19 protein-coding genes are annotated in these 19,609 nt (G+C 70.5%); 8 read left to right on the top strand and 11 right to left on the bottom strand.

Translation table 11 applies throughout. From position 1 onward, the window contains the following. Nucleotides 1-3 precede the first annotated feature (3 nt). The 5 genes from B042_RS0106855 to urtA form a co-directional block, all read right to left on the bottom strand. Nucleotides 4-708 carry an ATP-binding cassette domain-containing protein gene (locus B042_RS0106855; RefSeq protein WP_028647659.1) on the bottom strand — a complete coding sequence of 235 codons (705 nt, stop codon included), beginning with the start codon at nucleotides 706-708 and terminating at the stop codon, nucleotides 4-6. Further along, nucleotides 705-1,451 (bottom strand): urea ABC transporter ATP-binding protein UrtD, encoded by a 747-nt coding sequence (urtD, locus tag B042_RS0106860; RefSeq protein WP_028647660.1) that lies wholly within the window; start codon nucleotides 1,449-1,451, stop codon nucleotides 705-707. Before urtD ends, B042_RS0106855 begins: the two co-directional genes overlap by 4 nt. After that, nucleotides 1,448-2,572, bottom strand: coding sequence for an urea ABC transporter permease subunit UrtC (urtC, locus tag B042_RS0106865; protein WP_028647661.1), 1,125 nt, complete (start codon nucleotides 2,570-2,572; stop codon nucleotides 1,448-1,450). The genes urtD and urtC overlap by 4 nt, the downstream gene beginning before the upstream one ends. Next, complete coding sequence (urtB, locus tag B042_RS0106870; RefSeq protein WP_028647662.1) at nucleotides 2,569-3,456, bottom strand: urea ABC transporter permease subunit UrtB; 888 nt, start codon at nucleotides 3,454-3,456, stop codon at nucleotides 2,569-2,571. Before urtB ends, urtC begins: the two co-directional genes overlap by 4 nt. A 65-nt stretch (nucleotides 3,457-3,521) precedes the next feature. After that, nucleotides 3,522-4,736: an urea ABC transporter substrate-binding protein gene (gene urtA, locus B042_RS0106875; protein ID WP_028647663.1), complete on the bottom strand. Its 1,215-nt coding sequence runs from the start codon at nucleotides 4,734-4,736 to the stop codon at nucleotides 3,522-3,524. A gap of 879 nt (nucleotides 4,737-5,615) precedes the next feature. On the opposite strand from urtA, the gene B042_RS0106885 reads away from it, so the two are divergent. From B042_RS0106885 to B042_RS0106895, 3 genes are all read left to right on the top strand, one after another. Then, complete coding sequence (locus B042_RS0106885; RefSeq protein ID WP_051415515.1) at nucleotides 5,616-6,254, top strand: hypothetical protein; 639 nt, start codon at nucleotides 5,616-5,618, stop codon at nucleotides 6,252-6,254. Nucleotides 6,255-6,667: 413 nt separating this feature from the next. Then, nucleotides 6,668-9,016: a phosphoketolase gene (locus B042_RS0106890; RefSeq protein ID WP_028647665.1), complete on the top strand. Its 2,349-nt coding sequence runs from the start codon at nucleotides 6,668-6,670 to the stop codon at nucleotides 9,014-9,016. Then, a complete protein-coding gene (locus B042_RS0106895; protein WP_028647666.1) occupies nucleotides 9,016-10,086 on the top strand; it encodes an acetate/propionate family kinase in 1,071 nt (356 codons plus the stop codon). Before B042_RS0106890 ends, B042_RS0106895 begins: the two co-directional genes overlap by 1 nt. A gap of 177 nt (nucleotides 10,087-10,263) precedes the next feature. Here the strand turns inward: B042_RS0106895 and B042_RS0106900 are convergent, their stop codons facing one another. After that, nucleotides 10,264-10,914, bottom strand: a complete 651-nt coding sequence (locus B042_RS0106900) for a peroxiredoxin-like family protein (protein ID WP_028647667.1) — start codon at nucleotides 10,912-10,914, stop codon at nucleotides 10,264-10,266. 238 nt (nucleotides 10,915-11,152) lie between these two features. Here B042_RS0106900 and B042_RS0106905 point away from each other — a divergent pair, with 238 nt between their 5' ends. From B042_RS0106905 to B042_RS0106920, 4 genes are all read left to right on the top strand, one after another. Continuing rightward, entirely contained in the window at nucleotides 11,153-11,770 is a 618-nt protein-coding gene (locus B042_RS0106905) for a TetR/AcrR family transcriptional regulator (protein WP_028647668.1), read from the top strand. A gap of 80 nt (nucleotides 11,771-11,850) precedes the next feature. Next, nucleotides 11,851-12,858, top strand: coding sequence for a tyrosine-type recombinase/integrase (locus B042_RS0106910; protein ID WP_028647669.1), 1,008 nt, complete (start codon nucleotides 11,851-11,853; stop codon nucleotides 12,856-12,858). 9 nt (nucleotides 12,859-12,867) lie between these two features. Then, on the top strand, nucleotides 12,868-13,680 hold the full coding sequence (locus tag B042_RS0106915) for an exodeoxyribonuclease III (RefSeq protein ID WP_231493857.1): 813 nt from the start codon (nucleotides 12,868-12,870) through the stop codon (nucleotides 13,678-13,680). Between the two features lie 10 nt (nucleotides 13,681-13,690). Beyond that, entirely contained in the window at nucleotides 13,691-14,458 is a 768-nt protein-coding gene (locus tag B042_RS0106920) for an alpha/beta fold hydrolase (protein ID WP_028647671.1), read from the top strand. Between the two features lie 58 nt (nucleotides 14,459-14,516). Here B042_RS0106920 and B042_RS0106925 read toward each other — a convergent pair whose 3' ends face one another. Then, complete coding sequence (locus B042_RS0106925) at nucleotides 14,517-15,263, bottom strand: class I SAM-dependent methyltransferase (protein WP_028647672.1); 747 nt, start codon at nucleotides 15,261-15,263, stop codon at nucleotides 14,517-14,519. 244 nt (nucleotides 15,264-15,507) lie between these two features. On the opposite strand from B042_RS0106925, the gene B042_RS0106930 reads away from it, so the two are divergent. Next, complete coding sequence (locus B042_RS0106930) at nucleotides 15,508-16,032, top strand: hypothetical protein (RefSeq protein ID WP_028647673.1); 525 nt, start codon at nucleotides 15,508-15,510, stop codon at nucleotides 16,030-16,032. A 70-nt stretch (nucleotides 16,033-16,102) separates the two neighbouring features. Here B042_RS0106930 and B042_RS0106935 read toward each other — a convergent pair whose 3' ends face one another. From B042_RS0106935 to B042_RS0106950, 4 genes are all read right to left on the bottom strand, one after another. Further along, on the bottom strand, nucleotides 16,103-17,410 hold the full coding sequence (locus B042_RS0106935) for a hypothetical protein (RefSeq protein ID WP_028647674.1): 1,308 nt from the start codon (nucleotides 17,408-17,410) through the stop codon (nucleotides 16,103-16,105). A gap of 154 nt (nucleotides 17,411-17,564) precedes the next feature. Further along, nucleotides 17,565-18,734 carry a site-specific integrase gene (locus B042_RS0106940; RefSeq protein WP_028647675.1) on the bottom strand — a complete coding sequence of 390 codons (1,170 nt, stop codon included), beginning with the start codon at nucleotides 18,732-18,734 and terminating at the stop codon, nucleotides 17,565-17,567. A gap of 4 nt (nucleotides 18,735-18,738) precedes the next feature. Beyond that, complete coding sequence (locus tag B042_RS22200) at nucleotides 18,739-19,149, bottom strand: hypothetical protein (RefSeq protein WP_051415516.1); 411 nt, start codon at nucleotides 19,147-19,149, stop codon at nucleotides 18,739-18,741. A gap of 36 nt (nucleotides 19,150-19,185) precedes the next feature. Next, nucleotides 19,186-19,509, bottom strand: a complete 324-nt coding sequence (locus tag B042_RS0106950) for a hypothetical protein (RefSeq protein ID WP_028647676.1) — start codon at nucleotides 19,507-19,509, stop codon at nucleotides 19,186-19,188. Nucleotides 19,510-19,609 lie beyond the last annotated feature (100 nt).

The raw sequence follows: 19,609 nt of genomic DNA on the forward strand, positions 1-19,609 counted from the left end.
GGGTCAGATGGCCATGAGGGCGTGGGCCTGGGTGTCGGTGAGGTCGGCGCGGTTGCCGCTGTGGATGATGCGTCCGGCGTCCAGGACGGTGACGGTGTCGGCCAGGCGTAGGGCGACGTCGAGGTACTGCTCCACGAGCAGGACGGTGATGCCCTCGGCGGCGATGTCGGTGATGGCGGTCTCGATCTCTTCGACGATGGAGGGTTGGATGCCTTCGGTGGGTTCGTCGAGGATGAGCAGGGTGGGGCGGGCCACGAGGGCGCGGGCGATGGCGAGTTGTTGTGCTTGGCCGCCGGAGAGGAGGCCGGCGCGGCGGTTGAGGAGGGGTGTGAGGCGGGGGAAGCGGTCGAGGGCGTGGTCGATGAGGTGGGTGGGGCCGCGTTTGGTGGCGTGGTGGGCGAGGGCGAGGTTCTCGGCGACGGTGAGGGGGGCGAAGGTCTCGTGGCCTTGGGGGGCGTAGGCGATGCCGCCGTGGATGCGGGTGTGGGGTGGTTGTGTGGTGATGTCGGTGCCGTTGTGGGTGATGGTGCCGTGGGTGGGGGTGATGAGTCCGGCGATGGTGTTGAGGAGGGTGGTTTTGCCGACGCCGTTGCGTCCCATGACGCAGGCGATGGTGCCGGTGGTGATGGTGAGGTTGATGTCGAAGAGGACTTGGGCGCGGCCGTAGCCGGCGTTGAGGTTGGTGAGGGTCAGGTGGGGTGTGGTCATGGGGTGGCTTTCTGTGGGGTGCGGCCGAGGTAGACCTCTTGGACGCGGGGGTCGTTCTGGACGGTGGTGACGTCGCCGTGGGTGAGGATGCGTCCTTCGTGGAGGACGGTGACCTGGTCGGCGTAGCGGCGCAGGAAGTCCATGTCGTGTTCGATGACGATGATGGTGTGGTCGGCGGCGATCTCGGTGAGGAGTGCGCCGGTGCGGGTGCGTTCGTCGGCGCTCATGCCGGCGACGGGTTCGTCGAGCAGGAGCAGGCGTGGGTTCTGGGCCAGGAGCATGGCGATTTCGAGCCATTGGCGTTGGCCGTGGGAGAGGGTGGCGGCGGGGCGGTCGGCGTGGTCGGTGAGGCCGACGCGATCGAGGTGGCGGATGACGTCGGGTGGGAGGGTGCGGCGGCGTCGCAGGAGTTGCCAGGGGCGGAGGCGGGCGCTGGCGGCGAGGTCGACGTTGTCGGCGACGGTGAGTTCTTCGAAGACGGCGCTGGTCTGGAAGGTGCGGCCGATTCCGGCGCGCACGATCTGGTGTTCGCTGCGTTTGTTGAGGGTGTGGCCGTTGAAGGTGATGGTTCCGTGGGTGGGGCGTGTGCGGCCGGTGATGGTGTCGATGAGGGTGGTTTTGCCTGCGCCGTTGGGGCCGATGAGGAAGAGGAGTTGGCCTTCGTCGAGATGGAGGTCGACGTGGTCGAGGGCGGTGAAGTCGCCGAAGGTGACGGTGAGGGTGTCGATGGTGAGCAGGCTCATGCGGGGCTTCCTGTGGTGGTGTCCTGTGGCGCTGGTGGTGTGGTGCGGGTGCGTGGGCGGGTGAGTGCGGTGGCGGCTTGTCGGGTCAGGCCGGCGAGTCCGTGGGGGGCCAGGGCGATGACGAGGACGAACAGGGCGCCTTGGAGGTAGATCCAGCCGCTGGCGAAGGTTTCGGCGAAGGTGGTCTCGGCGGCGTTGATGAGGACGGCTCCGGTGGCGGCTCCGGCGAGGGAGTAGCGTCCGCCGATGGCGACGGCGAGGACCATCATGATCGAGGGGATGACGCCGATGAGGGAGGGGGAGATGATGCCCATGATGGGGACGAAGAGTGCTCCTCCGATGCCGGCGGCCATGGCGGAGAGGGCGTAGGCGAGGGTTTTGGCCCAGGTGGGGTTGTAGCCGAGGTAGCGGACGCGGTCTTCGGCGTCGCGGATGGCGATGAGGAGTTTGCCGTAGCGGCTGTTGTTGACGTGGCGGAAGAGGAGGTAGATGGCAGCGAGTGTGAGGACGGTGATGGTGTAGAGGGTGGTCTGGGCGGTGGGGGAGTAGAGGCTGTGTCCGGCGAAGACGGGGAAGTTGGTGAGTCCGTTGGTGCCGCCGGTGAGGTGTTGTTGGCCGATGAGGAAGATGACGAAGGCGGCGGCCAGAGCCTGGTTGAGGATGGCGAAGTAGGCGCCGCGTACGCGTTGGCGGAACACCGACCAGCCCAGGAGTGCGGCGGCGGCTCCGGGGACGAGGACGGCGGCGGCGATGGCGGTGGCGGGGTGGGTGAAGGGCTTCCAGAACCAGGGGAGTTCGGTGAGGCCGGACCAGACCATGAACTGGGGGAGGCCGGTGGTGTTGAGGGGGTCGGCGGCGGTGCTGGCCAGGGTCAGGTGCATGCCCATGGCGTAGGCGCCCAGGCCGAAGAAGACGCCGTGGCCGAGGGTGAGCATGCCGCCGCGTCCCCAGGCCAGGGAGATGCCCAGGGCGACGATGGCGTAGCACAGGTACTGGGCGAAGAGGTTGAGGCGGAAGGGTTCCAGCAGGAGGGGCAGGAGGAGGAGTGCGGCGGCGATGAGGGCGAGGAAGGTGAGGGGGCCGCGCAGGCGGGTGAGGAGTGCGGGGGCGGTGGTGGTCACGTGAGCGCCCTTGTCTTGACGGTGAACAGTCCTTGGGGTCGGGCCTGGAGGAGGGCGACGATGGCGGTGAAGGCGATGAGTTTGGCTAGGGAGGCGTCGGTCCAGGCTTCGACGGTGGCGTTGAGCATGCCCAGGGCGAAGGCGGCGATGACGGTGCCGCGGAGTTGGCCCAGGCCGCCGATGACGACGACGAGGAAGGCGTCGACGATGTAGTTGGTGCCTAGGGTGGGGCCAGTGGGGCCGGTGAGGGTGAGGGCGACCCCGGCGATGCCGGCGAGTCCGGAGCCGATGAAGAAGGTGGTGGCGTCGACTCTGCGGGTGTTGATGCCGGTGACGGCGGCGAGGTCGCGGTTGTGGATGACGGCGCGCATCTGGCGGCCCTGGCGGGAGCGGTTGAGGTAGTAGGCGATGGCGGCGACGGCGGTCAGGGCCAGGGTGAGGATGAACAGGCGTGCGTAGTGGATGCGGATGTCGCCGAGGGTGATGCCTTCGGTGAGCCAGGGGGGTGCGGGTACGTCGACGTTGGGTGCGCCGAAGGTGTCGCGGGCGGCCTGTTGGAGGATCATGCCGATGCCGAAGGTGAGCAGGAGGGTGTCGAGGGGGCGTCCGTAGAAGTGGCGGATGAGGCCGAGTTCGAGGAGCCAGCCCAGGGTGCCGGTGACGGCGAAGGCGACGGGGAGGGCGACGATGAGGGAGTAGGCGGGGTTGACGCCGATCCAGGCGTGCAGGACGTAGGCGGTGTAGGCGCCGATCATGATGAACTCGCCGTGGGCCATGTTGATGACGCCCATTTGGCCGAAGGTGAAGTTGAGGCCGAGCGCGGCGAGCAGGAGGACGGCGCCGATGGCCAGGCCGACGGGGAGTTGGGTGATGAGGGCGTCCACCGCGGCTCCTTTCCGGGGGTGGGGCGGCCGGGACTCCTGTCCCGGCCGCCGGGGTGAGGGCGGGGTCAGCCGGTGAGGTCGGCGGCCCAGTCGTAACCGGTCAGGTAGGGGTCGGGGGTGATGGGTTCGGGGGAGGTCCAGATCTCGTCGATGAGGCCGTCGTCGTTGATCTGTCCGATGCGTGCGGTCTTGATGACGTGCTGGGTGTCGCCGTCGAGGGTGATGGTGCCTTCGGGGGCGTCGATGGTGATGCCGTCGAGGGCGGCGCGGACGTCGTCGACCTCGAAGCTGTCGGCTTCCTCGACGGCGGCCTTCCAGAGGTAGACGGCGTTGTAGGCGGACTGCATGGGGTCGGAGGTGACGCGGTCGGCGCCGTAGGTGTCGGTGAAGGCTTCGACGAAACCGGTGTTGGCGTCGGTCTGGGTGCTCTGGTAGTAGTTCCAGGCTGTGAGGTGGCCGGCGATGTTGTCGGCGCCGATGCCCTCGACCTCTTCTTCGGCGATGCTGACGCTCAGGACGGGGGTGTCGTCGGGGGTGACGCCGGCTGAGCGCAACTGCTGGAAGAAGCTGACGTTGGAGTCGCCGTTGAGGGTGTTGAAGACGGCGTCGGGTTCGGTGCGGGCGATGTCGTTGGTGATGGTGGAGTATTCGGTGTGGCCGAGGGGGGTGTACTCCTCGGCGGTGATCTCCATGTCGTGGGCTTGGGCGTAGGCGTTGATGATCTGGTTGGCGGTGCGGGGGAAGACGTAGTCGCTGCCGACGAGGTAGAGGCTGGTGTGGCCCTGTTCGCGCAGGTAGTCCAGGGCGGGGATGATCTGCTGGTTGGTGGTGGCGCCGGTGTAGACGATGTTGTCGGAGGCTTCGAGGCCTTCGTATTGGACGGGGTACCAGAGCAGGCCGTTGTTGCGTTCGAAGACGGGGAGCATGGCCTTGCGGGAGGCGGAGGTCCAGCCGCCGAAGACGGTGACGGCGTCGTCGGACTGCAGGAGTTTCTCGGCGCGTTCGGCGAAGGTGGCCTCGTCGGAGGCGCCGTCTTCGATGACGGGTTCGATCTGGTGGCCGAGGACGCCTCCGTCGGCGTTGATCTCGTCGATGGCGAGTTGGACGGAGTCGCGGACGGTGACCTCGCTGATGGCCATGGTGCCGGACAGGGAGTGGAGCATGCCGACGGTGACGGTGTCGCCGTCGGTGCCGTCTGTGGTGGCGCCGCCGCAGGCGGTGGTGAGCAGGAGGAGTGCGGTGGTGGCCGCGGTGAGGGCGCCTCGGCGTGTGCGTGCCATGTGTGTCCGTCTCTGGGGTGGGGGTCAAGGGGTCTTGTAGGAGGCTGGTGGGGGGCTGTTTCGTGGGGTGTGTTGGTGGGTTTCGTATACATTCCGGTATCCGGTGCGGGTGTTAAAACGGTGCGGTGGGCTCCGCGCAGTGCTCTACTTGACATAATGTGCATTATCGGCTTTGTGGGAGTGCCTGCGGGGTAGGGGCTTGCGGGTCGGCGGCGGCCGGTCCGGACGTCGCCGCGTGTTGCCGTGGCTTCCGACTGCCGTCACGCCGGGTGGTTGCGGCGGGACCGTGGTTCTTCGGTGCCTTGTGCTTCGCCGACGGTGCCGCGGTGTGGTCGTGCGCGCGGCTGGCCTGCGCCGGGGTGCCTGGTCCGGGGCGGTTCTGTGCTTGGTCCCCCCGTGTGGGGCCTCGCTTCCGCTGCCCCGTTTGATGCATAAATGATGTTATGCATGATTTTGTGGGTCTTTGATGTCTTGTGCGTGTTGTGGCGCAGGGATCCCGAAGCTCCGGCGAGGGAGCAAGCAATCCGTGGGTGGCTCTTCCCAGGCAAAGACTCCGGCGCACCAGCCGGTAGCAGGACTGCTCCCCCTGGGCGCGGCCGGACTGGATGCCCGCGTGGACGCAAGGGTGGCCGTGCTCCCAGAACTGCTCATTTCTGAGAGCACGGAGCGCGGCGTGGGTGAGCGGCGACGACGCGGCGGAAGAGGGTCGGGGACTTAGTATGACCGTCGGTCATTCGATCTTGCCGAGTCCCTCCGGAGGCATCCTGTGGACGACACCGCCGCCCAGTACGGCACCGTGGCCATCGGCTGCGGTCCCGCCGACACCATCCACTTCGCCCGCCTGGCCTGACGGCCCCGACACCCCCACGGGAACACTCCGTGCCCGAACGAGACTTCACCGACTACATCGACCGCGTCGGCGGCCACTTCGGTTCCCGTGCCGCTCTCTACCAGGCCGTGGCCGCCCACACCGGGGCGCGCCGCGTCCTGTATCCCGGCAGCTACCTCGATCTCGCCCCCTCCCACATCTGGCCCGACGTTACCTACCTCGACGCCGACACCCGCGCCCGCAAGGCCTTCCAGGGCCCCAGCGCCCTCAGCCTGGCCACCCGGCACAAGCGCTACCCGGAGAAACCCCGCATCGCGTTCGTGCCGGGCGACTACACCCGTACCCTCGCGGAACTGCCCGCGGCCGAGTGGGATCTGGTGATCTCCCTGTATGCGGGCCCCGTCTCCGAACACGCCACCCGCTGCCTGCGCCCGGAGGGCTGGCTCCTGGCCAACAACAGCCACGCCGACGCTGGCCTCGCCCGCCTCGACCCCCGCTACCGGCTCGCCGCGGTCCTGCACCACAGCTCCGGCCGCTACCGCCTCACCACCGACGGCCTCGACCGCTACCTGCGGCCCAAGCGCCCGCCCCATCCGACCCGCGAACAGCTCCACGCCTCAGGCAGGGGCACCGCCTATACCCACCCGGCCGCCGCCTACCTCTTCCGTCTCCACCCGCGCGAACGGTAGGCACGCCCCGGGAGCCCGTCGGACCTCGGCGGGCGCCCGGGGCGGCCTGTACGTGTGACGACGGGAACGCCTGGGCTACCAGCGGGTTATCTGTCCTCTCACCGTGGTTTCGGCAGTCCCGGGCCGTGGTGTGGTTGCCGGTTCTCCCCGGCCCCGCTCCCCCGGCTCCCGCGCGCCCTTCCCGGGCCCCGCTCCCCCGGCCCGCGTGGTCCGCAGGTGGTGGTCGGGACACGAAGGCACGGGAAAGTCGCTCAAAGCAGTCATCCTTTGTCGCTGCGTGGTCGCGGCACGTCCTCTGGAACGCGCCCCGACCGGCGGCTACGGTGGCCGTTGGCGAGGCCTCCCCCGCGCAGCACCCGGTCCTGCCCCCGCGCCGCCGCACGGACGACGAACCATCGGGGAGGAGGGCCGCCATGGCCCTGGAACAGGATGAACTCGAACGCGTCGACGCCTACTGGCGGGCGGCGAACTACCTGTCGGTCGGGCAGATCTACCTGATGGACAACCCGCTGCTGCGTACGGAGCTGCTCCCCGAACACGTCAAGCCCCGGCTGCTGGGGCACTGGGGCACCTGTCCGGGGCTGAACTTCTGCTACGCCCACCTCAACCGGGTCATCCGGGAGCGCGGCACGGAGATGATGTACGTGATGGGGCCCGGCCACGGCGGTCCGGCGGCGGTGGCCAACGCCTGGCTGGAGGGCACCTACAGCGAGGTGTACCGGCAGGTGTCCCAGGACGAGGCGGGGATGCGGCGGCTGTTCCGCCAGTTCTCCTTCCCCGGCGGCGTGCCCAGCCATGCGGCCCCGGAGACGCCTGGATCGATCCACGAGGGCGGCGAGCTGGGGTACTCGCTGGCGCACGCGCACGGCGCGGCTCTGGACAACCCGGAGCTGGTGGTGGCGTGTGTGGTGGGCGACGGGGAGGCGGAGACGGGGCCGCTGGCGGCGAGCTGGCACGCCACCTCGTTCCTGGACCCGGTGCGCGACGGCGCGGTGCTGCCGATCCTGCACCTGAACGGGTACAAGATCTCCAACCCGACGGTGCTGGCGCGCATCCCCGAGCGGGAGCTGGAGCTGTTCTTCGAGGGGCTGGGGTACCGGCCGCTGACGGTGTCGGGGGACGATCCTGCGGTCATGCACGGGCGGATGGCGCGGGTGCTGGACGAGGCGATGGGCATGATCGCCGACATCCAGGGGGCGGCACGCTCGGGCCGGGCTTCGCGGCGCCCGGTGTGGCCGCTGGTGGTGCTGCGCTCCCCCAAGGGGTGGACGGGCCCGCGCGAGGTGGACGGTGTTCCGGTGGAGGGGACGTGGCGCGCGCACCAGGTGCCGTTGGCGGGGGTGCGCACCGAGGCCGCCCATCTGCGGATGCTGGAGCGGTGGATGCGTTCCTACCGGCCCGGGGAGCTGTTCGGCGGAGACGGGGCACCGGTGGCGGTGGTGCGGTCGGCGGTGCCGGGGGCCGGTCGGCGGATGAGTGCGTCGCCGCACGCCAACGGCGGTCTGCTGGTGCGGGACCTGGTGCTGCCGGACTTTCGCGACTACGCCGTGAAGGTGGGCGGTCCCGGTACGGGTGTCAGTGAGCCGACCCGGGTGCTGGGGGGTTTTCTGCGGGATGTGGCGCGGGCCAACGAGGGGTCGTTCCGTCTGGTGGGGCCGGACGAGACGGCCTCGAACCGGTTGGCGGCGGTGTTCGAGGCCACCGATCGGGTGTGGCAGGAGGGGTTGGAGGGCACCGATGAGCACTTGGGGCGGCACGGGCAGGTGATGGAGGTGCTCAGTGAGCACCTGTGCCAGGGCTGGCTGGAGGGGTATCTGCTGACGGGGCGGCACGGTCTGTTCAGTTGCTACGAGGCGTTCGTGCACATCGTGGACGCGATGTTCAACCAGCACGCTAAGTGGTTGAAGGCTTCGCGGGCGCTGCCGTGGCGGCGGCCGATCGCGTCGTTGAACTACTTGTTGACGTCGCATGTGTGGCGTCAGGACCACAACGGGTTCACGCACCAGGATCCGGGGTTTTTGGATGTGGTGATGAACAAGCCGGCGGAGCTGGTGCGGGTGTACCTGCCGCCGGACGCGAACACGCTGCTGTCGGTGGCCGACCACTGCCTGCGCTCGCGTGACTACGTGAACGTGGTGGTGGCGGGCAAGCAGCCGTCGCTGGACTACCTGTCGATGGAGGAGGCGGTGGCGCACTGCACGCGCGGGCTCGGGATCTGGGAGTGGGCCAGTACCGAGGGCGGCGGCGATCCGGACGTGGTGCTGGCGTGTGCGGGTGACGTGCCGACGCTGGAGACGGTGGCGGCCGCGGCTTTGCTGCGGGAGTTGTTTCCGAGTCTGCGGGTGCGGGTGGTGAATGTGGTGGACCTGATGCGGTTGCAGCCGGCCAGTGAGCACCCGCACGGGTTGAGCGATGCCGAGTACGAGGCGTTGTTCACCACGGACCGGCCGGTGGTCTTCGCCTTCCACGGGTACCCGTGGCTGGTGCACCGGCTGGCCTACCGGCGGCGGGGCCACGCGAACCTGCACGTGCGGGGGTACAAGGAGGAGGGCACCACGACGACGCCCTTCGACATGGTGATGCTCAACGACCTGGACCGGTACCACCTGGTGATCGACGTGATCGACCGGGTGGAGGCGCTGGCGCGCAGCGCGGGGCACGTGCGCCAGCGGATGGTGGACGCGCGTCTGCGGGCGCGGGCCCATACGCGCGAGTACGGCCAGGACCCCGAGGGGGTGCGGGAGTGGGTGTGGCCGTACTGATGCGGGTTCTGGTGGTCAACGCGGGGTCGAGCAGTGTGAAGCTGAGTGTGGTCGAGGGGCGCGAGGCCGTGGTGTGGGAGCGGTCGGTGCCGGTTCGGGCCGGTGGGTGGGACGAGGCGGCGGTGGAGGGGGCGCTGGCGTCTCTGCCGGAGGTGGACGCGGTGGGCCACCGGGTGGTGCACGGGGGCCCTGACCTGGTTCGTCCCGCGGTGGTGGACGGCGGGGTGGTGGAGTACCTGGAGTCTCTGGTGGGGTTGGCGCCGCTGCACCAGGAGGCGGCGCTGGCGGGGATCGCGTCGGTGGGGCGGCTGCTGCCGGGGGTGCCGGCGGTGGCGTGTTTCGACACGGCCTTCCATGCGACGCTGCCGCGGGAGGCGGCCACGTACGCGGTTCCGGAGCGGTGGGGGGTGCGCCGGTACGGGTTCCACGGGCTCTCGCACGCCTACGCTTCGCGTCGGGCGGCGGAGTGGGTGGGCGGTGGGCGTGTGGTGGTGGCGCATCTGGGGGCGGGTGCGTCGCTGGCGGCGGTGCTCGGGGGGCGGTGTGTGGATACCACGATGGGGTTCACGCCGGTGGAGGGTCTGGTGATGGCGACCCGGTCGGGCAGTGTGGATCCGGGGATGGTGGTGTGGCTGGTCGAGCACTGCGGGATGTCGGCCGAGCGGGTGGGGTGGGAGTTGGAGCACGCGTCGGGTCTGGTGGCGCTGGCGGGGACGGCGGACATGCGGCGGGTGGTGGAGCGCGAGGCGTCCGGTGACGGTGGGGCCGGGCTGGCGCTGGGGGTGTACGTGCACCGGTTGCGGGCGCAGGTGGCGGCGATGGCGGCGGCGCTGGGCGGGTTGGAGGTGCTGGTGTTCACCGGGGGTGTGGGTGAGGGGTCGGCGCGGGTGCGGGCGCTGGCCGCGGAGGGGTTGGGTTTTCTGGGTGTGGGCGTGGACGGGAGGGTCAACGCGCAGGTGGAGGGTGAGTGTGAGGTGAGTGCGGCGGGTGCGCGGGTGCGCACGTTGGTGGTGCGTGCGCGTGAGGACGTGGAGGTCGTTCGGGGGGTGCGGGAGGCTCTGGGCGGGTGAGGGGGTGTGTCCGGGGGCGGCTGGGCTCTGGGTGGTGGGGAGGACTGCGGGGCCCGGTCTTGCTCGGGCCCCGCAGTCCTCGGGGTGGGTGTGCCGCTTCTTTGGATACCCGTGGCCGGCCGGTCCGTGGTGAACGGCGCTTCGTGCTCGGCATCGCTCAGCCCGTGCGGGTGCTCGCTAGTGGAGGGTGTCGAGGGCGGCGATGATGTCGGTCGGTTCGGCGCGGGTGGTGTAGTCGGTGTCGGTGAAGGCCCAGCGGACGGTGCCGTTCCTGTCGATGACGTAGGTGGCGGGCAGGGGCAGGGTCCGGGGGTGGCCGTCGTTGACGCGCTGGAGGTCGAAGCCGAACTTGTCGTAGACGGCCGCGAGGTCGTCGGGAAGGTCGAAGGCCAGCCCGTACTGCCTGGCGGTGTCGGAGCCGATGTCGCTGAGGACGTCGAAGGCCAGGTCGTGTTTCTCGGTGAGGGTGAGGGACTCGTCGGGGATTTGCGGGGAGACGGCCACGAGGTGGGCGCCGCGTGCGGTGATGGCGTCGTGGTGCTGCTGGAGGGAGCGTAGGGCCATGTTGCAGTAGGGGCACCAGGCGCCGCGGTAGAAGGTCAGGACGACCGGCCCCTCGGCCAGGAGGCTGGTCAGGGAGACGGTGTGTCCGGTGGCGGAGGGAAGGCTGAAGGGTGGGGCCTGGGCTCCGACTGCCAGCGCGTGGTCTGCTTGGCCCGAGTCGGCGAGTTCTCGGTTGGCTCTGTGCATGATCTCGCGGATTTCGGCGGGGATGTCCTGCTGTCGTGCTTCGTAGAAGTTGCGCAGTTCGGTGTTGAGGGTGGTCATGGTGTTGGGTTCCTTCCCGGTGGTGTTCGCGCCCCCTATCTTGGAACGCTCATTCCAAGATAGGGTATGAGGCGGGCCCGTGCCAAGCCGTGCGGAGCGAAGAGCGGGAGGGGCGACTACACTGCCATGAGCCCGGGACCGGAACCCTCGTGTCCCGCGCGTGCCGTTCGTCGGCTTGTGGTGCCGCGGCGGGTGCGAATTACCGTGGAGTCCGCATCAAGTTGACGGGGGGCGAGCCGTGCCGGACGTCAAGCACTTCGATCCCGACGCCGTTCTGGAGACCGTGGCGCACCTGTTCTGGCGCCGGGGAGCGGATGCGACCGGGATCCAGGACGTGGTGGCCGCGACCGGGCTGAACCGGTCCAGTCTGTACGCGACGTTCGGCGGCAAGCAGGAGCTCTATCTCGCGGCCCTGCACCGCTATCTCGAACTGCGGTCCCAGCCGATGCTGCGCTCTCTCACCGGGGAGGGCTGCGGGCTGTCGAGCGTGGCCGAGTTCTTCTCCGGACTGGTCCAAGCGCGCTGCTCGGGTGAGTACGCCCGCTGGGGGTGCATGGTCTCCAACGCGCACCTGGGTGCCGAGAGCTCCGAGCCCGGGGTCCGCGCCGTCCTGGAACGGCATCACCAGGAGCTGTGGGAGGCGATGCACACAGCCTTGGCCGCGGCCGAGGAGCAGGGCCAGCTCGCTGCCGGGGTCGACCCCGGCGCCTACGCCGACGTGCTGGTGCTGCTCGCCTACGGCGTCAACCTGCGTTCGCGGGCGGGCGCTGCCGCCGAGACGCTGCACCGGGCCGTGGAGGCGGCCCTGGAGCCGATCACCGCCCGGTCGGCGGCCCCATCGGAGTCCGGTCGCTGAGGGGCGCTGTTTTTCGTGCGCGGCCCTGCCCCGCTGCCCCGGTGGTAGGGACGGGTCGGGGTTTCGGGGATGCTGTGGGCATGGGTGCTGAACTGGTGGCGTTGGAGGCGGTGGAGCGCTATCTGGTGGCGCGGGGGGCGGCCAAGCCCTCCGCGCACACGGTGGCTGCCTACCGGCGGGATCTGCGCGGGGTGCTGGAGTGTGTGGCGCGGGTGCTCGGGTGCGGTGTGCAGGAGGTGGCGGTGGGGGTGTTGGACGCGTCGGTGCTCCGGGCGGCGTTCGCGGAGTTCGCGGCGGATCGGGCGGCGTCGAGTGTGGTGCGTGCGTGGTCGACGTGGAACGGGTTCTTCGGGTTCTGGGTGTCGGAGGGTGTGGTGGGGGGCAATCCGATGCCTGCGGTGCCGCGGCCGCGGGTGCGGCCCTCGGGACCCAAGCCGTTGATGGGCGAGGACACGCCGGAGCGGTTGTTGGAGGCGTTGGCGCGGGGGGCGCGTCGGGGGCGTGATCCGTGGCCGGAGCGGGACCTGGCGGTGTTGGCGCTGGCGCTGCTGACGGGGATGCGTTCGGCGGAGATGTTGGCGCTGCGGGTGGATTCGGTGGGGGGCCGGCCCGGGGAGCGGCGGATCCGTGTGGTGGGCAAGGGCGGCGGGGAGCGGGTTCTGCCGATCGAGGTGCCGTTGGAGGCGCTGTTGGAGGCGTATCTGGTGTCGCGGCGGGAGCGGTTCGGTGCGGTGCGGGGCGAGGATCCGTTGTGGGTGGACCGGCGTGGGCAGGGGCTGCGCCGGGGCGGGTTGCAGTATCTGGTGCGCCAGTGCTATCGGCACGCGGGGGTGCACGACCGGGTGGTGCGGGGGACGTTGGTGCACGCGCTGCGGCACACGTTCGCGACGCGGTTGGCTGAGGACGGGGCGTCGGTGAGTGAGATCATGCGCTTGCTGGGGCACGCGTCGGTGGCCTCGTCGCAGGCCTATATCGAGGTGACGGCGCGGGCGCAGCGGGAGGCGGCGGGGGTGAACCGTACCTATGGGGTGGTGCGGCGGTTGGCGGGTGGAGGTGAGAGGGCTCCGGGGGCGGAGGGCGCTGGCTAGGCTGGGCGGGTGAGTGATGGTTTCGTGGTGTCGACGGTCAATGTGAACGGTTTGCGTGCCGCCGCGCGCAAGGATCCGGGGTTCGTGTCGTGGCTGGGGTCCACGAGCGCGGATGTGGTGTGTCTTCAGGAGACGCGGGCGGAGCGGGAGCAGTTGTCTCAGGAGGTGGTGGCTCCTGCGGGGTGGCATGTGGTGCTGGCTCCGGCGGCGGCGAAGGGCCGTGCGGGGGTGGCGGTGTATTCGCGTGCGGAGCCCGACGCGGTGCGGGTGGGGTTCGGTGCGGCGGAGTTCGCCGAGGCGGGCCGGTATGTGGAGGTGGATCTGGGGGCGGTGACGGTGGCGAGCCTGTATCTGCCCTCGGGTGAGGTGGGGACGCCGCGCCAGGAGGAGAAGGAGCGGTTCATGGACGCTTTCCTGCCGTATCTGGTGCAGCGCCGGGGGCAGGTGGAGGCGCGGGGGCGTGAGCTGGTGGTGTGCGGTGACTGGAACATTGCGCATCGGGAGGCGGACCTGCGGAACTGGCGTGGGAACCGGAGGAGTTCGGGTTTTCTGCCGCAGGAGCGTGCGTGGTTGTCGCGGGTGTTCGGTGAGGCGGGATATGTGGACGTCGTTCGTTCGCTGTTTCCCGATCGGGAGGGGCCGTACACGTGGTGGTCCTATCGTGGGCGTGCGTTCGACAATGACACGGGTTGGCGGATCGACTACCAGGTGGCGACGCCGGGGTTGGCGGCCCGTGCGGTGTCGGCCCGGGTAGAGCGGGCGGCCGCTCATGGTGAGCGGTGGTCGGATCATGCTCCGGTGACGGTGCGGTTCGGGGGGTGAGGGGTCTGTGATGGGTGTTCCGGTCGTGTTGGTGCACGGGCTGCGCGTGTCGGGCAGTATGTGGCGTCCGCAGGTGGAGGCGTTGCGCGCTCAGGGGCGGACGGCGGTGGCGCTGGATCTGCCGGGGCACGGGTCGCGTCGGGGTGAGGCGTTCTCGGTGGGTTCGGCGGTGGATGCGGTGCTGGCCGCGATCGACGGGGTGGGGGGCCGTGCCCTGTTGGTGGGGTTGAGTCTGGGGGGGTTCGTCTCGATCGCGGCGGCTGGGGCGGCGCCGGGGCGGGTGGCGGGTCTGGTGGCGGCCAGTTGTACGGCCAAGCCGGCGCAGTCGTTGGCGCAGGTGTACCGGATTCCGTCGGTGCTGATGGATCGGTTGCCGGACAAGGGTGCGGCGGTCAATGAGCGGTTTCACCGGTTGATGCTGCGTGAGGGTGCGGCGGAGGCGGTGTTGGACGGGGGCCTGGCCGTGGAGGCGGCGACGTCGGTGATCGATGAGATCTCGGAGCTGGACGCGTTGGCGGCGTTGCGGGCGTATCCGGGGCCGGTGTGGTTGATCAACGGTTCTCGGGACCATTTTCGGATCCATGAGAAGCAGTTCTTCGAGGCGTGCGCGGACGGGCGGTTGGTGAATGTGCCGAGGGCGGGGCACATGGTGAGTTTGGATCAACCGGAGAACTTCGCGGCGATCTTGGCGGATGCGGCTGATGTGGTGTCGGTGCGTGAGGCGCGGCGCGGGTTGGGTTCGGGTGGTGGTGCGCTGGTGGAGGGCGGGGACGGGTAGTGGTGGGCGGTTCGGTATAGGGGGCGGTGCGTGGCACCGCCCTTGGTGTTGTGCGGGGTCAGACGGTGCGGGTGGTGTGGGGGGCGGTGGTGGTGCGGTTCGGGGTGGGCTGGGGGGTGTGGAAGTAGATCATGGGGTTGCGCCCGGGGGTGTGTACGGGGGTGTGCAGGCCGAGTTCCTTTTTGAGGTCGGTGATGGCCTGGTGGTGGTGGGGTGCGCGAGCGGCGGAGGCGGTGAAGTAGTCGGTGGTGTGGGCGGTGAGCCAGTTGAGGACGACGGCGCCTTCGGTGAAGGGCAGGGTGCGGCGCTGGTGGAAGACGTCGTGGACGCTGACGGGGGTGCGGGGGGCGAGTGTGGGCAGGAGGTCGCGGGTGTACCAGCGGGCGAAGCGGCCGTTGTGGGCGGCGTCGATGAACAGGTAGTCGGTGGGTGAGGGCAGCAGGTGGGTGTTGGTGCGCACGTCGCCTTTGGTGAAGGTCCAGCGGGTGGCGGCCAGGTCGTGGGGGACGTGGCGGGGGGCGTGGTCGACGATGTCGAAGGAGTGGAGGTGTCCGGTGCCGTTGTCGCGCAGGGCAGAGAGGATCCAGGTGGTGGACCAGCCGTAGTAGGTGCCGATCTCGACGACGTTGCGGGGGGTGTGGTGGCGGATGAGGAGGTAGGTGATCTCGGCTTCGATGTCGTCGAGTTGGGGGGTCATGGCGGGGTCGGCGGTGCGGTGGTGGTGGCGTTGGGCCTGGCGTAGGCGGGCGAGGGCGTCGCGGTGGGTGCGGTAGAGGTCGAGAATGTGGTCGAGGGTGGTGGTCATGTCTGCTGTCCCCACGTGGGTGGTGTGTGCGTGTTGTGGGTGCAGAACGTAGCAGTGTTGCGACTTTATGTGCTGGCGGTGGGGTTTTGGTGGTGGTTCGGGTGTGTTGTGGGGGTGCTGCCGGTGAGTGGCCGGGGCCGCGGGAGGTGGCGTGCGGTGACGCGGTGGGCGCATCGGGTGGATTTGCGTGCTGTTGCGGCTTTTTGACGCTAGGGTGCACCCAACCGTTGAGAGGAGCACCCCCGTGCGACATGTTGTCGGCTTCCTATTCGGTCTGATTCTGGGCCCTGTGCTGGTGCTCGCCTGCGGGTGGGTCCTCCCCCGCCTCAAAGGCGTGTACGCCTCCGGTGCGCCGGTGTGGGAGGGGTCCGCTCCGGTGGCGCTGGTGGGCCTGGCCGGTGTGGGGCTGGTGGTGGCTCTGTTGGTGGTCCCCTCGCGGCTGACGCCGATGGCGGCGCTGGTCTCGGCCCTGGTGGTGGGCGGGATCAGTGCGCTGTCGCTGGTGCGGGCGGACCTGTTGGAGCGCCTGCCGGAGTCGCTTCCCGGTGTGGAGGGGGCTCTGGAGCTGCTTCCGCTGGGGGTGTTCGTCCCGCTGGTGGTGGTGCTGGTGGCACCGGTGTTCTCGGGTGCGCGCTGGCGGGGTGAGGAGGAGGACGAGGAGGTGACCACGGAGGAGTACTTCGAGGGCCTCTACGAGGAGGGCGACGGCGAGGGCCGCCGTTCCACGGGCGCGTCCTCCGTGCCGGGAGGGCGGCACGCGGTCGGATAGGTCCCGCTCGCTGCCTCGTCTGTGGGCCGCCGTACCCGTGGGGTGCGGCGGCCGCGTGCTGGGTGCGGGTTCAGCGCCAGGTGGGGCCCCAGGAGGAGCTGCGGGAGACGTCCTTGGGCATGGGCGGCAGGAACGTTGAGCCGTGGGGGTGGTGCCGACCGGGTTCGTCCTCGGCGGGCACCGCGGGGATGAGGGTGGTGTCCGGTTCGGGGACGGGGTGCGGTTCGGGGGCCGCTTCGGGCTCGGGCAGCGGTACGGGTGCGGCCGGTTCGGGCGCGGCGGTCCAGGCGACGGGTTCGGGCAGCGGGGTGGGGTCCTGGAAGGGGAGGGCGGGTTCGGAAGGGGCGATGCGCCGCCACCACTGGGCGGCCTCCTCGCCGGGAAGTTCCGATTCCACCTCCAGCCAGCCGTGCACGTGGCTGTGGCGGCGTCCGGCGTTCCAGGAGCGGGGGTAGGGCTGTTCGTCGAGGATGAGGACGCGTTCGCCCTCCAGTGAGGGGATCTCGGCGGGCATGCCCTCGTTCCACACCCACGTGCCGTCGTGGGCGACCAGGTTCCACCATCCGCGGACGGTGCGGGCCTGGGGGTGGACGTCGCCGTCGCGGTAGGCGGCGCTCCAGCGCGGGTCGGGGGGGTCTCCCTCCAGGCCCTGGCCGTCGGGGCCGATGAGGGCGTCGGCGAGCAGGGTGTGGAGTTGGAAGTTGTCGCCGATGCCGTCGAAGAGGACGCGGAAGGCACGGCGCGAGGCGCGGTCCAGGACCAGGGCGTTGGTGGCCTCGGCCATGCGCAGCAGGGCGCGGATGTCGTCGAATTCGGGCAGGTGGGCGCTGAGCTGGTTGGCGATGGCGACGAGTTCGGCGTGCAGGGCGGGGTCGCGTCTGATGTGGCTGCGCACGCTGGTGTGGCCGAGCATGGTGCGCGCGGCCAGGCCGTGGCGGCGGATGGTCCACCAGCACATGGTGGCTCCGGGGGCGTCGGTGCCCAGGTCGGCGGCGACGCGTTCCTCGGCCTGGGCGGTGACGCTGTCGGGGTCGGGGGGTGCGTCGGGGCCGGTGTGTTCCCAGGCGCGGGCGAAGACGATGGCGCCGCGGCCCATGGAGCGCAGGCGGTGGAGGATCTCGACGCCGGTGGGGCCGGGGTCGGTGCCCATTTCGACGAGGGCGCCGGCGATGACGGAGAGGTCGGCGAGGATGCCGGGGGCGGCGTGGTTGCCGGAGATGAGGGGGCTGAGGGCTTCGAGGGCGAGTTCGCGTTCGTCCACGGGGATCTGCGCGGCGAGGGTGTAGACCTTGCGTACCGCCGGGGGGAAGTGTTGGGGGTCGGTGGCGACGGAGGCGTCAATCAGCTCCTGGAATGCGGCGCGAAACTCGTCGACCATGAGACCGTCCCCTTTCTCGACACGAACAAACCTAATGTACTGGTCAGCGGTGGATCGAACGTTAACGTACTTTTTTGCGTTCGATCGGAGGTTTCGTTGGCGATCTGATATGCGGGTGTGGTCGCGGCGTGGCCCGCTGTGAGTGCTTGGCCCCTCACAGGCCCAGGCGGGTGACGGCGTTGTCGTCGAGGGGGTTGGCGGTGCGGATGTAGTCGTGGACGGTGCGCGGGTTGGTCCAGCGGCCCTGGCGCATGATCTCGCGGTCGGTGGCTCCGGACAGGGCGGCCTGGGTGGCGAAGCCGGCGCGCAGGGAGTGGCCGCCGAAGGCGTCGGGGTCCAGGCCGGCGCGGCGGGCGTAGCGTTTGACGACTTCGCCGACGGCGCGTCCGGACATGGGGCGGGTGGAGACGCGGCCGTGGCGGTCGATGGTGGGCAGCAGGGGGCGGCCGGTGCCGTCGGCGAGGGGGACGGCGTCCAGGTCCTGGCAGCGGTGGGCGGTCGTGGGCGGCTGGTCGTGGGCGGTGTGGGTGAGCTGGTCGGTCCAGTCGGCGAGGGCGCACACGGGGCAGGTGGCGCGGTGGCGTCCCCGCGGCAGGGCGACGGTGGGTGCGTGGCGGCCGTCCTGGTCGGTCTTGGAGTGGGTGATGCGGACGAGCAGGGCGGGGGCGCCGGTGGTGGTGTCGGTGTGTATCCGCAGGTCGTCCAGGGTGAGGGCGGCCAGTTCGGTGCGGCGCAGAGCGCCGGCGAAGCCGGTCAGGAGCAGGACCGTGTCGCGTCGGCGTGCGGGGCGGGTGGGGTGGGTGTCGGGGGGGCGTACGGCCAGGAGGGCTTCGAGGGTGGGCAGGTCGACGGGGTTCTTGCGTGCGGGGCGGGCCTTGCGGGTACGGCGGATGCCGCGCAGGGTCATGCGTACGACGTCGGCGCGGGTGGGGGCGGGCAGGCCGTGGGCGGCGTGGACGGCAGCGATGGCGGCGCTGCGGCGTTCCAGGGTGGCCGGTGCCAGGGCCCAGCCGGTGTCGTCGGGGGTGCGTGCGGCGGCGCAGGTGGCGAGGTAGACGGCGACGTCGACGGGGTCGGCGGGCAGGGAGCGGCGGTTCTGGGTCAGGCACCAGGCGGTGAAGGTGGTCCAGTCGGTGCGGTAGGCGCGCAGGGTGTTGGGCGACTGGGCGCCGGCCAGGTAGCGGCCTAGGGTGTGGGCCTGTTCGGTGTCGAAGCGTTCGCGGACCTGGTGCAGGGTGCGGATGTCGATGAGGGCGGTGGCGCCGGTGTCCTCCAGGCGTTGGAGGACGGGGGCGGGCAGGTCGGTGGTCTCTGGGGTGTGCACGGGTTCAGGGGGTGAGGTCGGTGGTCAGGGCGGCCCACAGTTCGGCGGGGGCGACAGTGAGCAGGAGGGGGGTGGCGGTCAGGGCCAGGGCGGTGGTGAAGAGCAGGGCGGGGACCGGGCGGCGGAGGAGGGCGGCGGTGGCGGCGGCGCAGGCGGGCAGGGCCAGGCCGGTCAGGAGCAGGGCGGCCAGGGAGGTGCGTAGCGCGGTGAGGGAGTCGGCTGTGTCGAGGGCGGCGTCCATGGTGTGGAACAGTAGGGCGGCCAGGCTGGCGGGGGTGCCGACGAGCCAGGTCAGGCCCAGGAGGATCCACAGTGCGGTCAGGCGCCGGTCGGGCGGGTCCTTGATGACGAGGGGGGTGCGGCGCGGGCGGGTCGGGGCTGCCTCCTCGGCGCGGGAGGGGGGGTGGTCGGGCACGGGTGGTCCTCCTGGCCTGGGGCGGTGGTGGGCAGGTTACCGGCCCCAGCCGGTCAGGTGCAGGGCCGACACGAACACCACGGGCCAGGCCAGGAGGGTCAGGGACCACAGGGCGCCGCGGCGGTCTCCGGCGACGGTGGCGACGGCGGCGGCGAGGAAGGGCAGGCCGACGGCGGCGGCGAAGGCGAGGGTGAACCATTCGGCGGCCGAGCCGTCGTGGTCGACGGCGCGCAGTCCCATGAGGTAGCCGGTGGGTCCCAGGGCGAGTGCGGCCAGGGCCAGCAGGGCCAGGACGACGCGGATGCCGGTGGGGTGGCGGGTGTTGTGGCCGCCGCTGGGTGCGGGAGGACGGTCAGACACGGGGGCCGTTGGTGCCTTTCGGAGCGTGTGGCGGTCCGGGGTCGGGTGGGTGCGCCCGCGGCCGGGGCGCGTTGGTTAATTGGTTAAAACGTACTCCACC

Origin of the sequence: Nocardiopsis sp. CNT312, assembly GCF_000515115.1 — a bacterium.
Taxonomy (GTDB): domain Bacteria; phylum Actinomycetota; class Actinomycetes; order Streptosporangiales; family Streptosporangiaceae; genus Nocardiopsis.

Bases quoted from the DNA above. Each gene is read 5' to 3' on its own strand.
- B042_RS0106855 (WP_028647659.1), bottom strand. From the start codon at position 708: ATGACCACACCCCACCTGACCCTCACCAACCTCAACGCCGGCTACGGC.
- B042_RS0106910 (WP_028647669.1), top strand. From the start codon at position 11,851: ATGGGTGCTGAACTGGTGGCGTTGGAGGCGGTGGAGCGCTATCTGGTG.
- B042_RS0106925 (WP_028647672.1), bottom strand. From the start codon at position 15,263: ATGACCACCACCCTCGACCACATTCTCGACCTCTACCGCACCCACCGC.
- urtD (WP_028647660.1), bottom strand. From the start codon at position 1,451: ATGAGCCTGCTCACCATCGACACCCTCACCGTCACCTTCGGCGACTTC.
- B042_RS0106900 (WP_028647667.1), bottom strand. From the start codon at position 10,914: ATGACCACCCTCAACACCGAACTGCGCAACTTCTACGAAGCACGACAG.
- B042_RS0106935 (WP_028647674.1), bottom strand. From the start codon at position 17,410: ATGGTCGACGAGTTTCGCGCCGCATTCCAGGAGCTGATTGACGCCTCC.
- urtA (WP_028647663.1), bottom strand. From the start codon at position 4,736: ATGGCACGCACACGCCGAGGCGCCCTCACCGCGGCCACCACCGCACTC.
- B042_RS0106920 (WP_028647671.1), top strand. From the start codon at position 13,691: ATGGGTGTTCCGGTCGTGTTGGTGCACGGGCTGCGCGTGTCGGGCAGT.
- B042_RS0106890 (WP_028647665.1), top strand. From the start codon at position 6,668: ATGGCCCTGGAACAGGATGAACTCGAACGCGTCGACGCCTACTGGCGG.
- B042_RS0106895 (WP_028647666.1), top strand. From the start codon at position 9,016: ATGCGGGTTCTGGTGGTCAACGCGGGGTCGAGCAGTGTGAAGCTGAGT.